The organism is Pseudohaliea sp. (assembly GCF_054552115.1).
In genome coordinates this window covers 156,407-177,380 of sequence record NZ_JBTOLW010000003.1, presented here as the reverse complement: position 1 = coordinate 177,380, position 20,974 = coordinate 156,407, and the positions used below count along the sequence as shown (strand labels likewise).

The 20,974-nt window shown below is 70.4% G+C and carries 23 protein-coding genes; all 23 read left to right on the top strand.

Annotated features, from left to right (window positions below; genetic code table 11):
- The first annotated feature begins 363 nt into the window (after positions 1-363).
- The 23 genes from ACX93N_RS03180 to flhB all read left to right on the top strand — a co-directional run bounded on the left by ACX93N_RS03180 (position 364) and on the right by flhB (position 20,919).
- A complete protein-coding gene (locus ACX93N_RS03180; protein WP_459426940.1) occupies positions 364-1,944 on the top strand; it encodes a flagellin N-terminal helical domain-containing protein in 1,581 nt (526 codons plus the stop codon).
- Positions 1,945-2,028: 84 nt separating this feature from the next.
- Positions 2,029-2,442 (top strand): flagellar protein FlaG, encoded by a 414-nt coding sequence (locus ACX93N_RS03175; protein ID WP_459426939.1) that lies wholly within the window; start codon positions 2,029-2,031, stop codon positions 2,440-2,442.
- Positions 2,443-2,584: 142 nt separating this feature from the next.
- A complete protein-coding gene (fliD, locus tag ACX93N_RS03170) occupies positions 2,585-3,949 on the top strand; it encodes a flagellar filament capping protein FliD (RefSeq protein WP_459426938.1) in 1,365 nt (454 codons plus the stop codon).
- A 45-nt stretch (positions 3,950-3,994) separates the two neighbouring features.
- On the top strand, positions 3,995-4,426 hold the full coding sequence (fliS, locus tag ACX93N_RS03165) for a flagellar export chaperone FliS (RefSeq protein WP_459426937.1): 432 nt from the start codon (positions 3,995-3,997) through the stop codon (positions 4,424-4,426).
- Entirely contained in the window at positions 4,423-4,752 is a 330-nt protein-coding gene (locus ACX93N_RS03160; protein WP_459426936.1) for a flagellar protein FliT, read from the top strand. Before fliS ends, ACX93N_RS03160 begins: the two co-directional genes overlap by 4 nt.
- A 197-nt stretch (positions 4,753-4,949) precedes the next feature.
- Positions 4,950-5,996, top strand: coding sequence for a sigma-54 interaction domain-containing protein (locus tag ACX93N_RS03155; protein ID WP_459426935.1), 1,047 nt, complete (start codon positions 4,950-4,952; stop codon positions 5,994-5,996).
- 85 nt (positions 5,997-6,081) lie between these two features.
- Positions 6,082-7,272 (top strand): sensor histidine kinase, encoded by a 1,191-nt coding sequence (locus ACX93N_RS03150; RefSeq protein WP_459426934.1) that lies wholly within the window; start codon positions 6,082-6,084, stop codon positions 7,270-7,272.
- Positions 7,269-8,627 (top strand): sigma-54-dependent transcriptional regulator, encoded by a 1,359-nt coding sequence (locus tag ACX93N_RS03145; RefSeq protein WP_459426933.1) that lies wholly within the window; start codon positions 7,269-7,271, stop codon positions 8,625-8,627. The genes ACX93N_RS03150 and ACX93N_RS03145 overlap by 4 nt, the downstream gene beginning before the upstream one ends.
- 37 nt (positions 8,628-8,664) lie before the next feature.
- Complete coding sequence (gene fliE, locus ACX93N_RS03140) at positions 8,665-8,982, top strand: flagellar hook-basal body complex protein FliE (RefSeq protein WP_459426932.1); 318 nt, start codon at positions 8,665-8,667, stop codon at positions 8,980-8,982.
- Positions 8,983-9,009: 27 nt separating this feature from the next.
- Positions 9,010-10,683 (top strand): flagellar basal-body MS-ring/collar protein FliF, encoded by a 1,674-nt coding sequence (gene fliF, locus ACX93N_RS03135; RefSeq protein ID WP_459426931.1) that lies wholly within the window; start codon positions 9,010-9,012, stop codon positions 10,681-10,683.
- Positions 10,680-11,696 carry a flagellar motor switch protein FliG gene (gene fliG, locus ACX93N_RS03130; RefSeq protein ID WP_459426930.1) on the top strand — a complete coding sequence of 339 codons (1,017 nt, stop codon included), beginning with the start codon at positions 10,680-10,682 and terminating at the stop codon, positions 11,694-11,696. The genes fliF and fliG overlap by 4 nt, the downstream gene beginning before the upstream one ends.
- On the top strand, positions 11,689-12,360 hold the full coding sequence (locus ACX93N_RS03125; RefSeq protein ID WP_459426929.1) for a flagellar assembly protein FliH: 672 nt from the start codon (positions 11,689-11,691) through the stop codon (positions 12,358-12,360). Before fliG ends, ACX93N_RS03125 begins: the two co-directional genes overlap by 8 nt.
- 32 nt (positions 12,361-12,392) lie before the next feature.
- Positions 12,393-13,724, top strand: a complete 1,332-nt coding sequence (gene fliI / locus ACX93N_RS03120) for a flagellar protein export ATPase FliI (protein WP_459426943.1) — start codon at positions 12,393-12,395, stop codon at positions 13,722-13,724.
- Positions 13,725-13,809: 85 nt separating this feature from the next.
- Positions 13,810-14,253 carry a flagellar export protein FliJ gene (gene fliJ / locus ACX93N_RS03115; RefSeq protein WP_459426928.1) on the top strand — a complete coding sequence of 148 codons (444 nt, stop codon included), beginning with the start codon at positions 13,810-13,812 and terminating at the stop codon, positions 14,251-14,253.
- Entirely contained in the window at positions 14,250-15,413 is a 1,164-nt protein-coding gene (locus ACX93N_RS03110) for a flagellar hook-length control protein FliK (protein ID WP_459426927.1), read from the top strand. The genes fliJ and ACX93N_RS03110 overlap by 4 nt, the downstream gene beginning before the upstream one ends.
- 236 nt (positions 15,414-15,649) lie before the next feature.
- Positions 15,650-16,195: a flagellar basal body-associated FliL family protein gene (locus tag ACX93N_RS03105; RefSeq protein ID WP_459426926.1), complete on the top strand. Its 546-nt coding sequence runs from the start codon at positions 15,650-15,652 to the stop codon at positions 16,193-16,195.
- An 18-nt stretch (positions 16,196-16,213) separates the two neighbouring features.
- Positions 16,214-17,197 (top strand): flagellar motor switch protein FliM, encoded by a 984-nt coding sequence (fliM, locus tag ACX93N_RS03100; protein WP_459426925.1) that lies wholly within the window; start codon positions 16,214-16,216, stop codon positions 17,195-17,197.
- Between the two features lie 13 nt (positions 17,198-17,210).
- Positions 17,211-17,573, top strand: a complete 363-nt coding sequence (fliN, locus tag ACX93N_RS03095) for a flagellar motor switch protein FliN (RefSeq protein WP_459426924.1) — start codon at positions 17,211-17,213, stop codon at positions 17,571-17,573.
- Entirely contained in the window at positions 17,570-17,959 is a 390-nt protein-coding gene (gene fliO, locus ACX93N_RS03090; protein WP_459426923.1) for a flagellar biosynthetic protein FliO, read from the top strand. The genes fliN and fliO overlap by 4 nt, the downstream gene beginning before the upstream one ends.
- 6 nt (positions 17,960-17,965) lie before the next feature.
- Positions 17,966-18,724: a flagellar type III secretion system pore protein FliP gene (gene fliP, locus ACX93N_RS03085; RefSeq protein WP_459426922.1), complete on the top strand. Its 759-nt coding sequence runs from the start codon at positions 17,966-17,968 to the stop codon at positions 18,722-18,724.
- Position 18,725: 1 nt separating this feature from the next.
- On the top strand, positions 18,726-19,001 hold the full coding sequence (gene fliQ, locus ACX93N_RS03080) for a flagellar biosynthesis protein FliQ (RefSeq protein ID WP_459426921.1): 276 nt from the start codon (positions 18,726-18,728) through the stop codon (positions 18,999-19,001).
- Complete coding sequence (gene fliR / locus ACX93N_RS03075) at positions 18,998-19,786, top strand: flagellar biosynthetic protein FliR (protein WP_459426920.1); 789 nt, start codon at positions 18,998-19,000, stop codon at positions 19,784-19,786. Before fliQ ends, fliR begins: the two co-directional genes overlap by 4 nt.
- The gene (flhB, locus tag ACX93N_RS03070) at positions 19,786-20,919 is read left to right on the top strand and encodes a flagellar biosynthesis protein FlhB (protein ID WP_459426919.1); all 1,134 of its coding nucleotides are present in this window, start codon (positions 19,786-19,788) and stop codon (positions 20,917-20,919) included. Before fliR ends, flhB begins: the two co-directional genes overlap by 1 nt.
- Positions 20,920-20,974: the final 55 nt, after the last annotated feature.

The window sequence follows — 20,974 nt, the reverse complement described above, 5'->3', positions numbered from 1 at the left end:
GGAAGAGTCACCCCTATCTCCCCCCACCTTGCGGGAAGAGAGCACACCCCCCCCCCCCCCCCCCCCCCCCCCGCCCCGGCATTGCGCGATCCCCCCCGGTTTGCCGGGCCGCTGCCGGCGCAGTCCTTGCGACTTTACCGGGTTCAACGCCAGCGAGCGGGCTGTAGCGTGAGCTGGCGCACACTTTTGCCGCCCCGGCAAACCCGGCAAAGTTTTTCCTAAAGTTTTTGCCGCCCCTTCCGCTAACCCCTGTGAAGACCAGTGAAACAGGTTCTTCCGGCAAGCCCGCGATGACGGGCGCCAGCGGGACCGGCCATCAGGTCAGTGCAAACAGAAAGGGACATTCCTGAGGAGGAATCCAACATGGCACAGGTGATCAACTCGAATATTCTGTCGCTGACCGCTCAGCGCAACCTCAACCAGTCCGGCGGTGCCCTGGCTACCTCTCTCGAGCGCCTCTCCTCCGGCCTGCGCATCAACAGCGCCAAGGACGACGCGGCGGGCCTCGCCATCTCCGAGCGCTTCACCACGCAGATCCGCGGCCTCAACCAGGCCATCCGCAACGCCAACGACGGCATCTCCCTGGCGCAGACCGCCGAGGGCGCCCTGGGCGAGCTGTCCTCCAACCTGCAGCGGATCCGCGAGCTGGCCGTGCAGTCGGTCAACGCCACCAACTCCGACACGGACCGCGCCACCCTGGACCAGGAAGTGCAGCAGCGCCTGCAGGAGATCGACCGGATCGGCAGCCAGACCTCCTTTAACGGCCGCAACGTCCTCGACGGCAGCTTCGGCAGCGCCCTGTTCCAGGTCGGCGCCAACGTCGGCGAGACCATCGACCTGAACCTGCAGACCAGCGTGCGCACCGCCGACGTCGGTGCCACGGCGACGGCGACCTCGGTCGATCTGAGCACGGTCATCGTCGAAGCCTCCGACGCGGTACCGGCGACCTCGGGCGCCCTTGGTGCCTTTACCGGCGCGAATGAAGTGGTAGGCGGCGGCGCTGCTACTGATTTCGTCCTCACCCTTGATGACGGTACGAACACGCTGACGGCGACGGCGTCGATCGCCGATACGGATCCTCTCGATGCCGCAGCGGTTGCTGGCGCCATCGACACGGCCTTCGGCGGCACCGCCAACGATGGTGATACCCAGAGCGGCTTTACCATCGATTTCGGCGGCGAGGCATCCCTGGCCGACGCGATCACCAATGGCACGCTGTCCTTCTCGCGGGCCGACGGCGTCAACTTCGACGTGACCCAGAGCGTCTCCGCTGATGACGGCTTTGACGCCGCCGCGGGCTTTGCCAACATTACCGCGGTGCAGAACGCGTCCGATTCCGAGTCGATCACGACCACCGATGGCTCCGAGGCCGTGACGGCCACTAGCCTGACGCTGGCCGCCGATGAGTTGACGATCCAGTTCGGTGACAACGACGCGGTTTCGGTTGCCGCCGGTACCTACTCGACGCAGCAGTCCCTCGTCGATGCCGTGAACACCGCCCTGGGCAGCAACGGCACGGCCTCCCTGGACGAGGACACGAATGTCCTCAGCATCACCTCCGGCGAGGCCATCACGGTGGGCGGCGCCGAGGCGACCACGGTGTTTACCGGCACCGACTTCGCCACCTCGGGCAGCCTCAATGACGTGGACGTGCTCACCGCGGCCGGCGCCAACGACGCGATCCAGCGCATCGACGCAGCGCTCACCTCTGCCAGCGACCTGCGCAGCACCTTCGGTGCCATCCAGAACCGCTTCGAGTCCACGATCGCCAACCTGAGCGGCACCCAGGAGAATCTGAGTGCATCGCGCAGCCGGATCCAGGACGCGGACTTCGCGGCAGAGACGGCGGCGCTGACACGCGCGCAGATCCTGCAGCAGGCGGGTATCTCGGTGCTGTCCCAGGCCAATGCCCAGCCGCAGAACGTGCTGGCCCTGCTCAACTAACGGCAGGGATGACAACAGCGGGAGTGGGCGGGGGCCTGGCGTACGCGTCAGGCCCCCGCTTGCGTGGGAACGGGAGGTTCTTGCGTGATCGATAACAGCATTACGGCAGGCCAGGGGATGCTCCGCCCGGCACCGGCACGCGCCACCGGCGCGGCCGACGCCGCGCCCGCGGACGGCGCCGCCAGCATGCAGGGCCCCGCGCCGGCACAGCCCGCGGTGCCGCCGGCGGCACCGGCACAGCCCGCGGAGGGCGGCACAGACGTCGGCGCGGACATGCGCGAGATGCTGGAGGAACTCAGCCAGCGCCTGAACGACTTCGTGCGGGAGAACGCCCGCGAGCTGGAATTCCGCGTCGACGGTGAGGGCGACCGGGTGGTGATCCTGGTGCGCCAGGCGGAGACCGGCGACGTGCTGCGCACGATCCCGCCGGAAGAGGCCCTGGCGCTGGCCGACAAGCTCGGCGACGGCGCCGGCGTTCTCGTCTCGCAGCTCGCCTGATGCCTGGCACAGGCTTTGCAGTGTTTTTTGCCGGGTCTCCGTCGAGAGCGGGCGCCGGCGCGTTGCCGTTGCGCCCCCGGCTCAACGGTGAGACAACGGGCATGAACAGTCGCAGGCAACGCACAGGGGAGGCACCGGCCTCATGGCAGAGATAAGATCACTGGGCGCCGGCTCGGGGCTGGACCTCGACGGGCTGGTCCAGCGGCTGGTCGCCGCCGAGCGGCAGCCGGTGGAAACGCGGCTGGCGCGCAACGAGGCGCGGTTCCAGGCGGAGCTGTCCGCCCTCGGCAGCATCAAGGGCGCGCTCTCGGCCCTGCGCGACGCCAGCCAGGGGCTGGCCGGCGACGCCGGGCTCGGGGTGCGCACGGCGACCAGCAGCAACCCGGAGCGGTTCACCGCGAGCGCCGCCGCCGGTGTCGCCCCGGGCAGCTACAGCGTCGAGGTGGTGTCCCTGGCCACCGCCAACAAGGTGGCGACCGATCCCTTCGCCGCGGCCGGCAGCCAGGTCGGCACGGGCACCCTGACCCTCGGCGTGGGCGGGGACAGCTTCAGTGTCACGCTCGCGGACGGCGCCGGCAGCCTGGCGGACATCCGCGACGCCATCAACCGCTCACCGGACAACACCGGCGTCAGTGCCACCATCCTTAACGAGGACGCCGGCAGCCGCCTGGTATTGACGGCCCGCGACACCGGCGCCGCGAATACGGTGTCCGTCGCCGCCGCCGGCGGTGACGGTGGCCTCGCGGCACTGACCACGCTGACCGAGCTCACGGCCGCCGCCGATGCGGTGGTCAAGGTGGACAGCTTCAGCTTCTCCAGCGCCAGCAACCGCGTGGACGGGGTCATCGAGGGCCTGACCCTGGACCTGGTCGAGGCCGACCCGGGGAACGTCGAGACCGTGACCATCGCCGAGGACCGCTCGGCCATGATCGACAAGGTCAGCGGTCTTGTCGACCGGCTGAACGGCTTCACCTCGGCCACCAACCGGGTGGCCTCCTACAACGCCGATACCGGCGAGGCCGGCGTGCTCCTCGGCGATGCCACGCTGCGCGGCATCGAGGACCGTATCCGGCAGATCACCGGCTCGCAGGTCGGCGCCGCGGCGGACCCCTTCGGCAACCTGCCGGGGCTTGGCATCACCACCAATGAGGCCGGTCTCCTGGAGCTCGACGAGGCCCAGCTCAGCCGGGCGCTGGACGAGCGGCCGGAGGTACTGGATACGGTGCTGGCCGGCGAGGACGGGATCGCCACGGCACTGGGCGCCTACCTCGGCGACGTCCTCGCCTCCAACAGCCTGGTGGCGAACCGCGAGGAGGGCCTGCGCTCGCGCCTGGACGGCATCGGTGAGCAGCGCGAGGCCCTGGACCGCCGCATCGAGCGCGTCGAGGCGCGCTTCGTGTCGCAGTTCGCGGCCCTCGACGGGCTGGTGGCGCAGCTTTCCCAGACCGGCGACTTCCTGCAGCAGCAGCTGTCCAACCTGCCCGGTCCCGCCGGTGGCAACAACTGATGGCCCCCGGCCGCAAGTGATACCCCAGTCAAAGGATCGTCCCGCATGAATGACATGGTGAACGCCTACCGTAGCAGCAAGGCCGCGGGCGCCGAGTACGCCAGCCCGCACCAGCTGATCAGCATGCTCTTCGACAGCGCCCTGGAGCGGCTCGCCCGCGCCATGGGCCACGCCGAGCGCGGCGAGGTCGCCGCCAAGGGCGAGTGCATCGGCCGGGTCATCCTCATCCTCGACAACCTCCAGGACAGCCTCGACCGGGAGGCCGGCGACGGCTCCATCGCGGCCAACCTGGCCGACCTCTACGACTACATGATGCGCCGGCTGACCGAGGCCAACCTGCGCTCGGACCCGGCGATCATGGCGGAGGTCCACGAGCTGCTCGCGGGGCTCGCCGAGGCCTGGCGGGCGATCGGCGCGGAGGTCGACGCCCCCGCGGGCAACGGCGGCAACCCGCCGCGGCCGCCGGAATCTGCATGAGTAGCAGCACCCGCAGCCGCATGGACGAGATTGTCCTTCTCGGCCGCATGATCCTGGAACAGGTCGAGGAAGCGGATCTCGAGGCGGCGGTCCGCCTGGCCGCGGAGCGGCACCGGCAGCTGCGGGAGCTGCTCGACGACCCGGCGCAGGCCATCGACGGTGAGGCGCTTGCCCGCTGGCTGCAGGGGATCCTGCGCGAGGATCGCGCCCTGATGGCGGCGCTGTCGGAACTGCGCGGCAGCATGGAACGCGAGCTCGGCTCGTCCCGCCGCTCCCTGCGCGGTGCGCGGGCCTATGCCGCCGTGGCCGAGGGTCACGGCGGCTGAACCGTGCCGGCGGGACGCGCGGCGGCCGGCAAAAAGCCCTGATTTTTGCAGGGGCTTTTAAAAGCCGCGCACATCTCTTTATAATGCCGGTACTGGAAACTATTCCAGCGGCTTCTGCCCGTCGGCGGCGGAGCCATGCGAGCAGGACCGCCCCGCGGCCTGAGGTTTGAAAGGTCCCGCGAGGGGGTGGTCCGAACGTGTCGGCACAGCGCGAGTCCGTCCAGGAAAGCAACAGGCCTTCCGCTCCCGTCCGCCTGATCGGCGATTCCGGCGCGATGGCCGGCGTCCGCTCCCTCATGGACCGCGTCGCCGCTTCCGACAGCGCCTCCGTGCTGATCCTCGGCCAGTCCGGCAGCGGCAAGGAACTGGTCGCCCAGGGGATTCACGAGCTGTCCGCGCGTGCCGGCAAGCCCTTCGTGCCCGTGAACTGCGGCGCCATCCCCGATGAGCTGCTCGAGAGTGAGCTCTTCGGCCATGAAAAGGGCGCCTTCACCGGCGCGCTGACTCGCCGCCGCGGGCGCTTCGAGCTCGCCGATGGCGGCACGCTCTTCCTCGACGAGATCGGCGACATGCCGCTGGCGATGCAGGTCAAGCTGCTGCGGGTGTTGCAGGAGCGCAGCTTCGAGCGGGTCGGCGGCAGCCAGACGCTCACGGCCGATGTCCGGGTCATCGCCGCGACCCACCGGGATATCGAGGAGCGGATCGGCGAGGGCCTGTTCCGCGAAGATCTCTACTACCGCCTCAACGTGTTCCCGATCCACATGCCCGCGCTGCGTGAGCGGCAGGAGGATGTGCCGCTGCTGGTCCGCCATTTCCAGTCATTGCTGCCCGAGCCGGTCGAGTTCACCCCGCCCGCCCTGGCCGCCCTGCAGGGCTACGACTGGCCGGGCAACGTCCGTGAACTCGCCAACCTGGTGGAGCGCATGGGTATCATGCAGCCCGGGCGCCAGGTGCAGCTGCAGGACCTGCCGGAGCGCTACCGCGCGGGCTGCGCCCTGGGCAGTGTCGAGGCGGTGGCCGGCAGTGCGGAAGCGGCGCCGGCAGCCGCTGGCGCCGATGCGGCGCTGCCGGCCGAGGGGGTGGACCTGAAGCAGTACCTCGCCGATGTGGAGGTGTCCCTCATCCGGCAGGCCCTCGAGCGCTCCGGGGGGGTGGTCGCGCACAGCGCCGCGCTGCTCGGCCTGCGCCGCACGACGCTGGTCGAGAAGATCAAGAAGTACGGTATCGAGCTGGACCCGGCCTGAGCCGCCCATCGCCGCCGGCGTAGCTTGGTACGCTTATTGCAGTCCCCTGCTTGCACGCACTGTGGCAGCAGGAGAAACCGGTCCGATGGACGACAGGCACGAGTCGCCCGAGAACCCCTACCGCGCCTTCAACCGGCTCTCGGAGGAGCTGTCCTCCGCCTATTTCGGGCTGGCGGACCGGGTCGCAGGCCTCGAGGCGGAGCTCGCCCGTTCCCGGCAGGAGAAAGAGCGCCAGCGGGAGGAGAAACAGCACCTCGCGGACCGGCTCTCGGCACTGCTGGATTCCCTGCCGGGCGGCGTCGTCGTCCATGACAGCGCGGGTCGCGTTACGGCCGGCAACGCCGTGGCCCGCAGCTGGTTCGGCCTCGAGCTCACGGGACGGACCTGGCCGGAACTGCTGGCCGCGGGCCGGCTGCGCCCGGTGGATGGTGGCCGGGAGCTGGAGGCCGAGGACGGCAGCCAGCTGACCACGTCGCGGCGCTACCTCCCGGGCCGCCGGGAGACGATCATCCTGCTCACGGATGTCACCGAGCAGCGGCAGCTGCAGGCCGCCCTGGAGCAGAACCGCCGCCTCGCCACCATGGGCGAGATGGCCGCCCGGGTGGCGCACCAGCTGCGCACGCCGCTGTCCACCGCCCTGCTGTACGCCAATCATTTGACTGAGGCGGAACTGGAGCCCGGCCAGCGTCAGGCTTTTGGCGCCAAGCTGCTGGCGCGCCTGCGGGATCTCGACCGGTTGACCCGCGACATGCTCGGCTTTGTCCGCGGCAGCCGACGCCGGCCCCGCGACCTGTCCCTGGCCGCACTCTTCGACGACGTCCGGCAGACCCTCGACGCCGGGGTTCGCGAGGGCGGTGCGCTGCGCATCGGCGGCGATGGCGGCTTCGACGGCTCGCTGTGCGGTGACCGCCAGGCGCTGGCCGGTGCCCTCTGCAATCTCGTGGAGAACGCCTGGCAGGTCGGCGGCCCCGGCACCCTGGTCGAGCTGTCCGCGCGCAGGGCCGCGGGCGGCTGTGTCGAGATCCTCGTGGACGATGACGGCCCCGGGGTCAGCGACGAGCTCCGGGAGCGGATCTTCGAACCCTTTTTCTCCGACCGCAGCGGGGGTACCGGCCTGGGGCTGCCCCTGGCCCGCTCCGTGGCCGAGGCGCACGGGGGAACGCTGCGCCTGGTTGCGCGGCCGGGCGGTGGTGCGCGCTTCGTCCTGGCGCTGCCCCTGGCGCCGGGCCGCGGCGACGCGGTCGCCCCCCTGGCCCTGGCGGAGGGCGCGCCGTGAGTGACTTTCGCGTACTGCTGGTGGAAGACGACGACGATCTCCGCGAGGCGCTGAAGGACACCCTGCTCCTGGGTGGACAGCCGGTACGGGCCGTCAGCGACGGGCGCGAGGCGCTGCGCGCCCTCGACGAGGAACCCTTTGGCCTGGTGCTCTCGGACATCCAGATGGCGCCCATGGGCGGCCTCGAGCTGCTTGCCCGCGTGCGCGAGCGACACCGGGAGACGCCGGTGGCGCTGATGACCGCTTTCGGCAGCGTACCGCAGGCCGTGGAGGCGATCCGCCAGGGCGCCATGGACTACCTGGTCAAGCCGGTAGAGGCCCGGGCGCTGCGTGAGCTGGTGGGGCGTTTCCGCGAGCTTGCCGCGGGCTCTGTCGACCTCGTGGCGGAGGACCCGCAGTCGCTGGAGCTGGTCGGCCTCGCGCGCAAGGTCGCGGCGGCGGATATCAGCGTGCTCTTGTCCGGCCCCAGCGGCAGCGGCAAGGAGGTGTTCGCACGCTTCATCCACGGCCATTCCGAGCGCGCCGGGGGGCCCTTCGTCGCCGTCAACTGCGCCGCGATCCCCGAGCAGATGCTGGAAGCGGAACTCTTCGGCCACGAGAAGGGCGCCTTCACCGGGGCGGCCCGCGCCCGGGCCGGGAAGTTCGAGTGCGCCCACGGGGGAACGCTGCTGCTGGACGAGATCTCCGAGATGGACCTGGCGCTGCAGGCGAAACTGCTGCGCGTCCTGCAGGAGCGCGAGGTCGAGCGCCTCGGCAGCAACCGGGCCACGGTGCTGGATGTGCGCGTGGTGGCGACCACCAACCGCGACCTGGGCGCCGAGGTCGCGGCGGGCCGTTTCCGCGAGGACCTTTACTACCGGCTCAACGTCTTTCCGCTGCACCTGCCGCCGCTGCGGGCGCGGCCCGGCGACATCGAGCCCCTGGCGCGGCGTGCCCTGGCCCGCCACGCCCGCGGCCGTCCTCCCGCGCTCGCCGCGCCGGCGCTGCGCCGGCTCGAGGCCTATCACTGGCCCGGGAACGTGCGCGAGCTGGAGAACGTCATCCAGCGCGCGCTGGTGCTGGCGGCGGGCGACGACGAGCTGCAGGCGGAGGACCTCTACTTCGAACAGGCCGCGGAGGTGCCCGCGGCCCCGCCGGCGCCCGGCCGCGGCGCGACCCTGCAGGCGGCCCTCGAGGACCGGGAGTCCGACGAGATCATCGCTGTCCTGGAGCAGGAGGCGGGCCACCGCGGCCGCGCCGCCGAGCGCCTGGGGATCAGTCCGCGCACGCTGCGCTACAAGCTGTCGCGCCTGCGCAAGAGCGGCGTGCCGATTCCCGGTGACCAGGGCGTGGCCCGTGCCGCCGCCGAGCGCTGACGCGCCGGCGGTCGGGTGATTCCAGAGGAGTACAAGCATGAAGGACATGGCCATTCAGCAGGTGCTGACGCAGATGCGCCAACTCAAGGCGGAGGCGGCGGCCGGCGCCCGGGAGACGGCGCCCGCGGACGAGGGGCAGTTCGCCAGCCTCCTCAGCCACTCCATCGAGCAGGTGAACGCGAGCCAGCAGGCCTCCGCCGAACTCAAGGCGGCCTTCGAGCGCGGCGACCCCGATGCCGACCTCGCCAGCGTCATGATCGCCGGGCAGAAGGCCCGGGTGTCCTTCGAGGCCCTGGTACAGGTGCGCAACCGCCTGGTAGACGCGTACCGCGAAATCCAGAACATGCCGATATGATGACCGTGAGCGGGAGGGGCTGAGGCGATGGCGGCGCAGGAATTGACGACGGCGGGTCCCCGCCAGAGCCTCCTGGACCAGGTGCCTGGCCTGCGCCAGCTGTTGCTGCTGCTCGGCCTTGCGGCCGCCGTGGCCGTCGGCGTGTGGGTCGTGCTCTGGTCCCGGGAGGACAGCTACCGGGTACTGTTCAGCAACCTGACCGATCGCGACGCCCTCGAGATTGTCCAGGTGCTGGAATCCTCGGGGGTGCCCAACCGCTACGAGCCCGGCGGCGGCGCCGTCCTCGTCCCCGCCGACCAGGTTCATGCGGCGCGGCTCCAGCTGGCGTCCCAGGACCTGCCGAACAGTGGCGGCGTGGGTTTCGAGATGCTCAACGAGAGTAACGGCATCTCCGACAGCCAGTTCGTGGAGAATGCGCGCTTCAAGCGGGCCCTGGAAGTGGAACTGCAGCGGACCATCGCCAGCATCAGCGCCGTGGCGGGGGCGCGGGTGCACCTGGCGGTGCCGCGGCAGACGGTCTTCGTTCGTGACCGCTCGCCTGCCGGGGCGTCGGTTCTGGTCAATCTCTACCCAGGGCGCCGTCTCGAGCCGGGCCAGGTGGAGAGCATCGTCAACCTGATTGCCTCGTCCGTGCCCGACATGGAGCGCGGCCAGGTCACGGTGGTGGACCAGAACGGCAGCCTCCTGACCCGGGATCCGGAAGCCGAGGAAGCGAACGGCGCGAACAGCATCGACGAGCAGGCCGAGCGTATCGAGCAGCGCCTCACCCGCCGGGTGGAGGAGCTGCTGGCACCGATCGTCGGCCCCGACAACGTCCAGGCCCAGGTGGCGGTCAGCCTGAACCCGGAAATCCGCGAAGAGACCCAGGAACTCTACGACCCGGAAAGCCAGGTCGTGCGCAGCGAGCAGCTCAGCGAACAGCCCGCTACCGGCCTGGGCGACGGCCTCGGCGTGCCCGGCGCGCTCTCCAACGAACCGCCTGCCGCCGAGCCCGCGGCGCCCGCGGCGCCCGCGCCGGGCGGCGAAGCGCCCGCGGAGCCGGAGCCGGAGCCGCTGGCCACCAAAGCCCTGCGCAACTACGAGATCAGCCGCACGGTCCGCTACGTGCAGGCCCCGGTGGGTGCCATCCGGCGGCTCAATGTCGCGGTGGTGCTCAACCAGCGCACCCTGGCCAACGAGGACGGCGAGGTGGAGCCGGTGCCCTACACGGCCGAGGAACTGGAGCGCTTCACGGAGCTGGTGCGCAAGGCGGTCGGCTTCGAGGAGGCCCGCGGCGACGCCGTGAGCGTGGTGGGCACGAACTTCCTGGCCCGGGAAGACCTCGACGACCGGGACATCCCCGAGCCGTCATTCCTGGACCGCTTCGACCTGCTCGGCGCGCTGCGAGTGCTCGCCGCCCTCGTGGTGCTTATAATACTGCTGTTGATGATCGTCCGGCCGACGCTGCGCCAGCTGCTCACGGTCCCGGCGCCGCGCACACAGATGCTGCCGCCGGCCTACGAGGGCCTGCCCGCCGCCGCACCGGGCGGCGCGGATGCGGCGCCGCCCGGTGCGGGCGGTGGCGGCCCGGCGCAAGCGGCGCGCGGCCCGGCGCAGGAGTTTGAGCAGCGCGTGTCGAACGCCAGGGACATCGTCAGGCAGGACCCGAAGCGGGTCGCCCAGGTCGTCAATGACTGGGTCAACGAGGGCGAAGGACAGTGAGCGAGGAAACGGAAGGCGCGGGGGAGAAGCTGTCCGGGGTGGACCGGGCGGCCATCCTGCTCATGTCGCTCGGTGAGCAGGAGGCCTCTGCGGTGCTCAAGCACATGGGCGCCCGGGAGGTTCAGAAGGTCGGCAATTCCATGGCCTCGCTCACCGGTGTCAAGCGCGAGCAGGTGTCGCGGGTGCTCGACGAGTTCATCGCCACCGTGGACGAAAAGACCTCCCTCGGCGTGGACGCGGATGACTACGTGCGCAAGGTCATGCAGGAGGCCCTCGGCGACAAGGCCTCGAACATGATCGACCGGATCCTCCTCGGGCGGGACAGCAAGGGCCTCGAGTCCCTCAAGTGGATGGATCCACGCAGCGTGGCGGAGATGATCCGCCAGGAGCACCCGCAGATCATCGCCATTGTGCTGTCCTACCTCGACAGCGACCAGGCCGCGGAGGTCCTCGGCTTTCTTCCCGAGCGCGCGCGTCCCGACGTGATCATGCGCATCGCCACCCTGGACGGGATTCCGCCGTCGGCCCTGAGCGAGCTGGACGACGTCATCCAGCGCCAGTCCTCGGGCAGCGAGAACGTGAAGTCCTCGAGCGTGGGCGGCGTGCGTACGGCGGCGGAAATCCTGAACCTCGTCGACGGCGTGACCGAGCAGGGCGTGCTGGACTCGGTCAAGGAGACGGATGAGAGCCTCGGCCAGCGCATCCAGGACGAGATGTTCGTCTTCGAGAACCTCATCGACATCGATGACCGCAGCATCCAGACCATCCTCCGGGAGGTGCAGTCGGAGCAGCTCATTGTCGCCCTCAAGGGTGCCGACCAGGCCATCAAGGAGAAGCTGCTGAAAAACATGTCCCGCCGCGCCGCGGAGATGCTCGAGGAAGACCTCGAGGCCAAGGGCCCGGTCAAGGTGGCGGAGGTGGAAGCCGCCCAGAAGGAGATCCTGGTGACCGTGCGCAACCTCGCCGACCAGGGCCAGATCGAGCTTGGCGGCAAGGGCGACGAGTATGTCTGACCTCCTGCTGCGCGAGCACCTGCCGGCCCTGGAGCGCTGGCAGCTGCAGGACGTGGCCGGCGCCGCGCCGGCGCGCAGCGGCGGCCCCCGCCGGGCTGAGGCGCCGCCCCCGCAAAGCGCTGCCGAGCTCGAGGCGCTGCAGAAGCGGGCCTGGGACGAGGCCTACGCCCGGGGCCTGGAGGCGGGGCGCGCCGCGGGCCGGGAGGAACTGGAGCGCGCCGCCGGTCGGCTGGAGAAACTGCTCGACGCCATGGCCCGTCCGCTCGCGGACATCGACGACGAAGTGGAGGAGGAACTCACCCACCTCGCCCTGGCGGTCGCCCGGCAGATCCTTCGCCGGGAGCTTGCGACCAACCCGGCCCACGTCATCGCCGCCGTGCGCGAGGCCCTCGCGGAGCTGCCGGCCAGCAGCCGCGATATCCGTGTGGTCCTCAACCCCGACGACGCGCAGCTGGTGCGCGAGGCCCTGTCCCAGCCCAGCGGCCACGCCCACTGGGAAATTGTCGAGGACCCGGTCATCGCGCATGGCGGCTGCGAGGTGCTCACGCCGCACACCACCGTGGACGCCTCCCTGGAGGCGCGCATCCGCGCCGTGGCGTCCCGCGTGCTCGGCGGCGAACGCGAGGCCGATGCGCCCGCCGACGGGGAGGCGCCGCCGCCGTGAATGCCGCCCGCAGCGCGCGCTGGGCGGCGAACCTGCGCCAGTGCCGGGAGAAGGCGGTGCCTGGGCCGACCCTGTGGGCCACCGGGCGGCTGCGGCGGGTGGTCGGCCTCACCCTCGAGGCCGTGGGCGTCGAGGCGGCCCTCGGTGAGCGCTGCTGGGTTATTCCCGACGACGGCCCCCGGCTGGAAGCGGAGGTCGTGGGCTTCGCGGAGGAGAGCCTGTTCCTCATGCCGGTCGAGGAAATCCGCGGCCTGTCGCCGCGCGCGCGGGTCGTGCCGGCCGGCATGGCGCTCGATGCGCCGGTCGGCGACAGCCTGCTGGGCCGGGTGATCAACGGGGCCGGCATCCCGCTGGATGCCGAGAGCCCGCTGTTGACGGAATCGCGCGCCCCGCTCCGCGGGCCGCTCATCAACCCGCTGGACCGCCACCCGATCAGCGAACCGCTGGACGTGGGCGTACGCACCATCAATTCCCTGCTCACCGTCGGTCGCGGCCAGCGCCTCGGCCTGTTTGCCGGTTCCGGCGTCGGCAAGTCGACGCTGCTGGGGATGATGACCCGCTTCACCACCGCCGACGTGGTGGTGGTGGCGCTGATCGGCGAGCGCGGCCGGGAAGTCCGCGACTTCATCGAGAACATCCTCGGGACCGAGGGCCTGCGCCGGGCCGTGGTCGTCGCCACACCGGCGGACCAGGCGCCCCTGATGCGCATGCGCGGCGCCTGGCTGGCGACGGCGATCGCCGAGTACTTCCGCGACCAGGGCCTGGAAGTGCTCCTGCTCATGGATTCGCTCACCCGCTTCGCCCAGGCCAAGCGGGAGATCGCGCTGGCGGTGGGGGAGCCGCCGGCGACCAAGGGCTACCCGCCATCGGTCTTCGCGAGCCTGCCGGCGCTGGTGGAGCGCGCGGGTACCGGCGTGGCCGGCGGCGGCTCCATCACGGCCTTCTACACGGTGCTGGTCGAGGGCGACGACAGCAACGACCCGGTCGCGGATTCGGCCCGCGCGATCCTCGACGGCCATATCGTGCTCTCCCGCAGCCTGGCCGAAGAGGGCATCTACCCCGCCATCGACGTGGAGGCCTCCATCAGCCGGGTGATGCCCGACATCACCTCCGGGCAGCACCAGGCCGCCGTGCAGCGCTTCCGGCAGATTTTTGCCGCCTACCGGCAAAACCAGGACCTGATCGCCGTCGGCGCCTACCGCAAGGGCTCGGACCCGCGCATCGACGAGGCCATCGCCATGCGGCCGCTGATGATCGATTTCCTCCGCCAGGGCAGCGCGGAGCCGATGAGTCTCGACGCCAGCTTCGGCGCCCTGCACGGTCTCGTTGCCCGCGGCGGCGAAGAGGAGGACAATGGCACGTGAATTGCAGAGCCCACCCGGGAAGGCCGCGCCAGGCGTGTGGCCTCCGTTGACCACAGGCCGACACAACGGGAGTTGAAACTTGGGCATGAAGCGCTCGGATCGTCTGAAACGCGTCGCGGAACACTTCGCCGGGGATCGCGACCTCGCCTCGCGCAAGCTGGTCGAGCTGCGCTCGGCCATGGACGGGGCCGAGCAGCGCCTCGAGGAACTGCGCGCCTATCTCGACGCCTACCACGCGGAACTCGACCAGATCCGCCGCGCCGGCACCAGCTCCGCGAAGCTGCAGAACTACACGGCCTTCCTCAGCCAGCTTCGGGCCGCCCTCGAGCAGCAGGAGCGGCACGCGGAGCAGGCCCGCGATGCCTTCGAACAGCAGATGGCCGTCTGGTACCAGGCGCGCAGCCAGGTGCGCGCGGTGGAGCAGGCCGCGGAGCGGACGGTGGCCGTCGAGCGCAAGGTGCAGGACCGCGTGGAGCAGCGGGAGCTGGATGAACTGGCTCGCTACCGTTTCCTGGAGAAACAGGGGTGACAGCGTCCCCGGCCGCGCTTCCGGTCGCTGCCCAGGTCAGTGCCCCGGCCAGCCCGGGTGGCACCGGCACGCCGGCGGGCGCGTCCGCGCCGGCAACGGCCTTTGCCGCGCTGCTCGGCCTCGTGGCGGCTCAGCCCCCCGGCGGCCGGCCAGCGGCCGGTGGCGCACTGCTCCCGGCGGCGGAGCCGCCCGCCGTCGGTGGCTGGCAGATGCCGGCAGCAGGTGAGGCGGGGGAATCCGCCTGGGGCGCGCCCGAGGCGGTGAGCGCCGGACTCCTGGCGCTTATCGCCGACCTCGACACCGATAGCTTCGCCCTGCCGGGACAGGCGCCGGCGCCGTTGCCGGCGGCCGCTGAAGCGCTCGATCGTCTGCTGCCCGCGCCCGGCCGATCACCGGCGGGCGCCGGCGCCGCGGGTGCCCCGGCCCTCGCCCCGGCCCTTGCCGAAGGCGGTGCGCCCGGGGCGGCGTCGCTGCTCCAGGAGGGCCCCAGGGCCCTGCCGGAGACGCTGCCGTCCGCGGCGATGGGCGCCGGTGCGCCCGCCGGGGCGGCGTCGCCGTCACCGGCAGCCGGCGCGATGCCGCCGCCGGTCCTCGAGGCGCTGCGCAGTGCGGCGCTGTCGGGGCAGCCGGCTTCCGCCGAGGGCGGCAGCGGCAGCGCGCTCACGGCCCTGCTGCAGGCCGGTGGCGCCGAGCGGCTTGCCGAGACACCCCCCGGCCGCCTTCCCCAGGGCGTCCCCCTGCCTCCGCGGGAGCTGAATGCCGCCGCTTCCCAGACACTGGAGCAGGTGGCCTGGATGAGCCGGGAAGGGGTTCACCAGGCGCGGCTGCAGCTGGAGCCCGCCCACCTCGGCCGGGTGGATATCCGCCTCGACCTGGAGGGCGGTGAAGCCCGGCTGCACCTGGGCGCGCAGCAGCCGCAGGTCCGCGAGGCCCTGGAGGCGGTCATGCCGCGCTTGCGCGACGCCCTGGCCGAGCACGGCATGACCCTGACCGACGCGTCCGTTTCGCATTCCGGCCACGAGGGGCCGGCCGCGGAGGGCGAGGGAGAGCGCTTTGCCGGTACCCCGGCAGAGTCCGCGGAGGACGACGGCCCGCTGCGGGCCGATGAGCCCCGGCAGGGCGTCTCCGCGCGCTCGGGGCTGCTCGACCTCTACGCCTGAGGGCGCCTTTCCCCGCCGGCGCACCGCGCGCCAGCGTTCCGTCACCGGGGCTGCAGCGCGCCGGCTGAATAGTCAAGAAATCGACGCCACTCGTCCCCGGTGCCGCCCCGCGGCCAGGAATCGCCCGGCCTTTCCTGGCTGTCAGGGCGCCGATGTGCTGGCACGCCTATTGCAATGACCGGGTGCAGGCAGTAGCGTCCATCGGGCCCTATACACAGCTTCAAGGAACCCTGGTTATGGCAGTCGACGACGATTTCAACGACGGGGCAGACGGTTCCGGGGGGGCGCAGCAAAGCTCGCCCGGCCTCGGCAAGCTCCTGCTGGTCAGCCTGCTGGTCAGCCTGATCAGTGCCGGTGGCGTCGGCGCCGGCGTTTACTTCCTCCTCAAGGCGGACATCGCCGCTCAGCAGCAGGCTGAAGGCGAGGAGGCCGGGGAGGTGGAGGAGGAGGAAGAGGAACCCAAGGAACCGCCAATCTACTACTCCCTGGAGGACCCCTTCATCGTCAACCTGTCCAATGATACGCGGCGCTTCCTGCAGCTCACCGTCGAGCTCATGGCGCGGGACCAGGCTGTGATCGACGCGGTGAAGGAACACCGGCCCCGGCTGCGCAACAACCTGCTGCTGCTGTTCTCCGCGGAGACGCCGGAGTCCATCAGCGCGGCCGAGGGCAAGGAGGCGCTGCGCCTCGCGGCGCTGGCCGAGGTGCAGTCGGTGCTGGAGGACCTGGGCGAGCCGACGGAGGTGGAAGAGCTCTACTTCACCTCCCTGGTGATGCAGTAGGCCGGGGGCGCCGGACTCATGAGCCAGGAAGACGTCCTCTCCCAGGACGAGATCGACGCGCTCCTCTACGGCGTCGATTCCGGCGAGGTGGAAAGTGGCGCGGGCACCGCCGTCGAGGGGGAGGTGCAGTCCTTCGACCTCTCCAGCCAGGACCGCATCGTCCGCGGGCGCCTGCCCACGCTGGAGATGATCAACGAGCGCTTCGCGCGCTACCTGCGCCTCGGGCTCTTCAACATGCTGCGCCGCTCCGCGGAGGTCTCCGTCGCCGGCGTCGAGATGATCAAGTTCCAGGACTACATGCGCACGCTGCCGCTGCCCACGAGCCTCAACGTCATGTCCGTGCCGCCGCTGCGCGGCACCAGCCTGCTGGTCCTCGACGCGCGGCTGATCTTCGCGGTGGTGGACAGCTATTTCGGCGGTGACGGCAGCTATTACACGCGTATCGAGGGCCGGGAGTTCACGCCGGTGGAAACGCGCATTATCGAGCGCCTGCGCGGCCTGATCTTCGGCGATCTCAAGGAAGCCTGGAAGCCGGTCATGGACATCGACTTCAACTTCCACAGCATGGAGATCAACCCCCAGTTCGCCAACATCGTCAGCCCCTCGGAGATCGTCGTGATCAGCCGCTTCGACGTCGAGATCGAGGGCGCGACGGGCCAGGTCCATTTCACCATCCCCTACGCGGCGATCGAGCCGATCCGCGAGGCGCTTGATTCGGGCATGGCCTCGGACCGCATGGAGAAGGACGAGCGCTGGATGCACGCGCTGCGCGAGGAGATCCGCGATGCGCCGATGGATCTCAGCGTCGTGCTGTGCCGGAAGAAGCTCCCGCTCCGGGAGCTGGTCCGCATGAGACCCGGCGACGTGATAGCCGTGGACATACCGGATTACGCGACGGTCCTCGTCGAGGGGGTGCCCTGCTTCGAAGGGGAGGTGGGCCTGTCGAGGAACAAGTACGCGGTCAGCATCGCCAGGCCGCTGAAGCGCGGCAACAACCAGTGAGCGGGAGAGTGACGTGACAGCTGACAACGAAGACCAGGCAGGCGGCGGCGCGGACGAAGCGCCGGAGAAGGCCCAGTTCGACAACCTGGAAAAGGGCGCGGAACCCGCCGAGGGCGATGTCAACCTGGACCTGATCGTGGACGTGCCGGTGACCCTGTCCATGGAGGTGGGCCGCACGGCGATCAGTATCCGCAACCTGCTGCAGCTCAACCAGGGTTCCGTGGTCGAACTGGACCGGGTCGCCGGGGAACCGCTGGACGTGTTCGTCAACGGGACCCTGGTCGCCCACGGCGAGGTGGTGGTGGTGAACGAGAAGTTCGGTATCCGGCTCACGGACGTCATCAGCCCCTCGGAACGGATCAAGAAGCTGCAATGAAGGTCCGCCCGCTGCAGTTCCTGCCCCTCGCCTGGCTGGCCCTGCCGGCCCTGGCCGCCGAGGTGCCCGGCGTCGCCTCCGCGGGCAATCTGGGGCGGATGCTCCTGGGCCTCGGGGTCGTCGTCGCGCTGGTTTTTGCGCTGGCCTGGGCCGCGAAGCGGGTCTCGGGCCTGCGCGGCCTCGGGGCGGCGGGCTCGGGGCCGATCCAGGTGATTTCGCAGCTCCCCCTCGGCACCCGCGAGCGCCTGCTGCTGGTGGAGGTCGACGGCAGGCGGCTGCTGCTCGGCGTGGTGCCGGGGTCCATTACCCGCCTGGACGGCGACGGCGCCCCGGCCGGCGAGGCCTTCAGCGCGCGCCTGGACGCCGCCCGCCGCGGGCAGGGCTGAGACCCCATGGCTTCCCGGCTGCTTTTCCCTCTGCTCCTGCTCCTGCTGCCCCTGCCCGCTGTCGCACAGGGTGTAGGTGAACTGGAGCTGCTGAAAGTCACGCCGGCGGAGGATGGCAGCCAGACCTGGAGCCTGACGCTGCAGGTGCTGGCCCTGATGACGGTGCTCACGCTGCTGCCGTCGATCCTGCTCATGTTCACCTCCTTCACCCGCATCATCGTGGTCCTGGCGATCCTGCGCCAGGCCCTGGGCACGGGCACCACGCCCTCGAACCAGGTGCTCATCGGCCTGGCCCTGTTCCTTACCCTGTTCGTGATGATGCCGGTCGCGCGGGAGGTCTACGAGGTGGCGGCCGCGCCCTACCTCGAGGAGGAGGTCACGCTGCAGGAGGCGCTGGCCAGCGGGGCGGCGCCGCTGCACCGCTTCATGCGCCACCAGGTGCGCGAGAGCGACCTGTCGATGTTCGCCTCCCTGGGCGGCTACGACGAGGGGTTCGCGGCGCCGGAGGACGTTCCGCTCACGGTGCTCATTCCCGCCTTTCTCACCAGCGAGCTGAAGACCGCCTTCCAGATCGGTTTCCTCATGTTCATCCCCTTCGTGATCATCGACCTCGCGGTCGCCAGCGTGCTCATGTCCATGGGCATGATCATGCTGTCGCCGATGATCGTCTCGCTCCCCTTCAAGCTCATGCTGTTCGTGCTAATCGACGGCTGGAGCCTGGTCATGGGGACGCTGGCGTCCAGCTTCTACACGGGAGTGCCCTGACATGTCCCCCGACCTGGTGGTGGAGATCGGGCGCCAGGCGCTCTGGCTGATCGCGCTGCTCGTCGGCCCGCTGCTCCTCTCCGCGCTCGCGGCCGGCCTGCTCATCGGCATGTTCCAGGCGGCGACCTCGATCAACGAGATGACCCTGAGCTTCATTCCCAAGCTGATCGTACTGGCCATCGCCCTGATGCTGACCGGCTCCTGGATGCTGGACCTGCTGGTGTCCTTCTCCCGGGAGCTGATCAAGAGCATACCGGAGCTGATCGGGCTGCCATGACCCCCTTCGCGCTGGACGAGGGCGCGCTGCTCGAGTGGCTCGGGCAGTTTGCCTGGGCGCTGTTCCGTATCGCCGGGATGTTCATGGTCGCGCCGGTCTTCGGCGCCCGCTACATCCCGGCACGCATCCGCGTCGCCCTCGCCTTTGCCAGTGCCCTGGTGCTGTTCCCGCTGCTGCCCGCGGCGCCTGCCGTGGAACCCTTCTCGCTGGCCGGTATCGTGCTGGCGCTTGAGCAGGTGCTGATCGGTGTCGCCCTGGGCTTCGTGCTGCAGCTCGTCTTCGATGCCATCGTCATCGGCATCCAGACGGTGTCCATGAGCATGGGTCTCGGCTTCGCCGTCTTCCTGGACAGCCAGAACGGCGTCCAGGTGCCGGTCCTGAGCCAGCTCCACCTGCTCCTCGCCATGCTCCTGTTCCTGTCCTTCGACGGCCACCTGATGCTGGTCCAGCTCCTCGCCGACAGCTTCCGGGTTCTGCCGATCGGTGCCGGCGCCCTGAACGCGGACGCCTTCTGGCTGGTGGCCTCCCGAGGCAGCGCGCTCTTTCTCGGCGCGCTGAAGATCGCGCTGCCGGCGGCGACGGCGATCCTCATCGTGAACCTGTCCATCGGCGTGATCAGCCGGGCGGCGCCGACGCTCAACCTGTTCGCCATCGGCCTGCCGCTGACCATGCTGGTCGGTTTCCTGGTCATGTTCGCGACCATGCCCACGCTGCAGGGCTCGCTGCTGTTCCTCCTCGAGCAGGCGATGCTCGCCGCTGACCGCCTGCTGCTGCTGGTGAGCTGATGGCCGAAGAGCGCGACGACAACCAGGAACGCACGGAACAGCCTACCCCCAAGCGGCTCCAGGAGAGCCGCGAGAAGGGCCAGGTACCGCGATCCCGGGAGCTGACCATGACCCTCGTGATGCTGGTCGGCTCCGGCTCGCTGCTGGTGTTCGGCGGCTGGTTCGCGGACCGCTTCCGGGCGCTGCTGGCCGGTGGCTTCCGGATCGAGCGGGCCTCGCTCTACGACGACGGCTTCATGCTGCGCCGGCTCGTGGACCTCACCGTGGACAGTTTCGTGCTCCTGGGGCCGCTCCTCTTCGCGCTCCTGGTGGCGGCCCTCGCCGCCCCGGCGCTGCTCGGGGGCTGGGTGTTCAGCTGGCAGGCGATGGCGCCGAAGCTCGACCGCATGGACCCGCTCAAGGGCCTGAAGCGGGTCTTCGGCAGCCAGGGCCTGATGGAACTGTTGAAGGCCATGGGCAAGTTCCTGGTGGTCGCCGCTGCCGCCGCGTTCTTTCTCTGGCTGATCGCCGACCGCTTCCTGGCCCTGTCCCGGCTGCCTGTGGTACCGGCCATCGCCGATGCCGTGTGGCTGGCCGGCCTGGCGCTGCTGGTGACCAGTGCCGCCCTGGTCGTGATCGCGGCCGTGGACGTCCCCTTCCAGCTGGTGACCCACTACAAGCAGCTGCGCATGACCCGCCAGGAAGTGCGCGAGGAGCTCAAGCAGACGGAGGGCCGCCCCGAGGTCAAGGGGCGTATCCGCAGCCTGCAGCAGGAACTGGCCAACCGCCGCATGATGGAGGCGGTACCGGATGCCGATATCGTCATTACCAACCCGGTGCACTTCGCCGTCGCCCTGCGTTTCGATGCGCAGAAGATGGTGGCGCCGGTGGTGGTGGCGAAGGGGTCCGAGCTGGTCGCCCTGGCGATCCGCCGGGTGGCGGAGGACGCCGGCGTGCCCCTGCTGGAAGCGCCGCCGCTTGCCCGGGCCCTGTACCGCAGCGTCGATCTCGGCCAGGCCATCCCGCCGCAGCTCTACGTGGCCGTCGCCGAGGTCCTGGCCTGGGTACACCAGGTGCGCACGCGGCCGGTCGATGCGCCGCCACCGCCGCCCCCGAACCCGGACGTCGGCAACAGCGAGGAAGACGGCCCCTGACTGGTTGGCGCAATTCTTGCTGAACTAGCGGAAAGCCCGCTGACGGTGCCCGTTC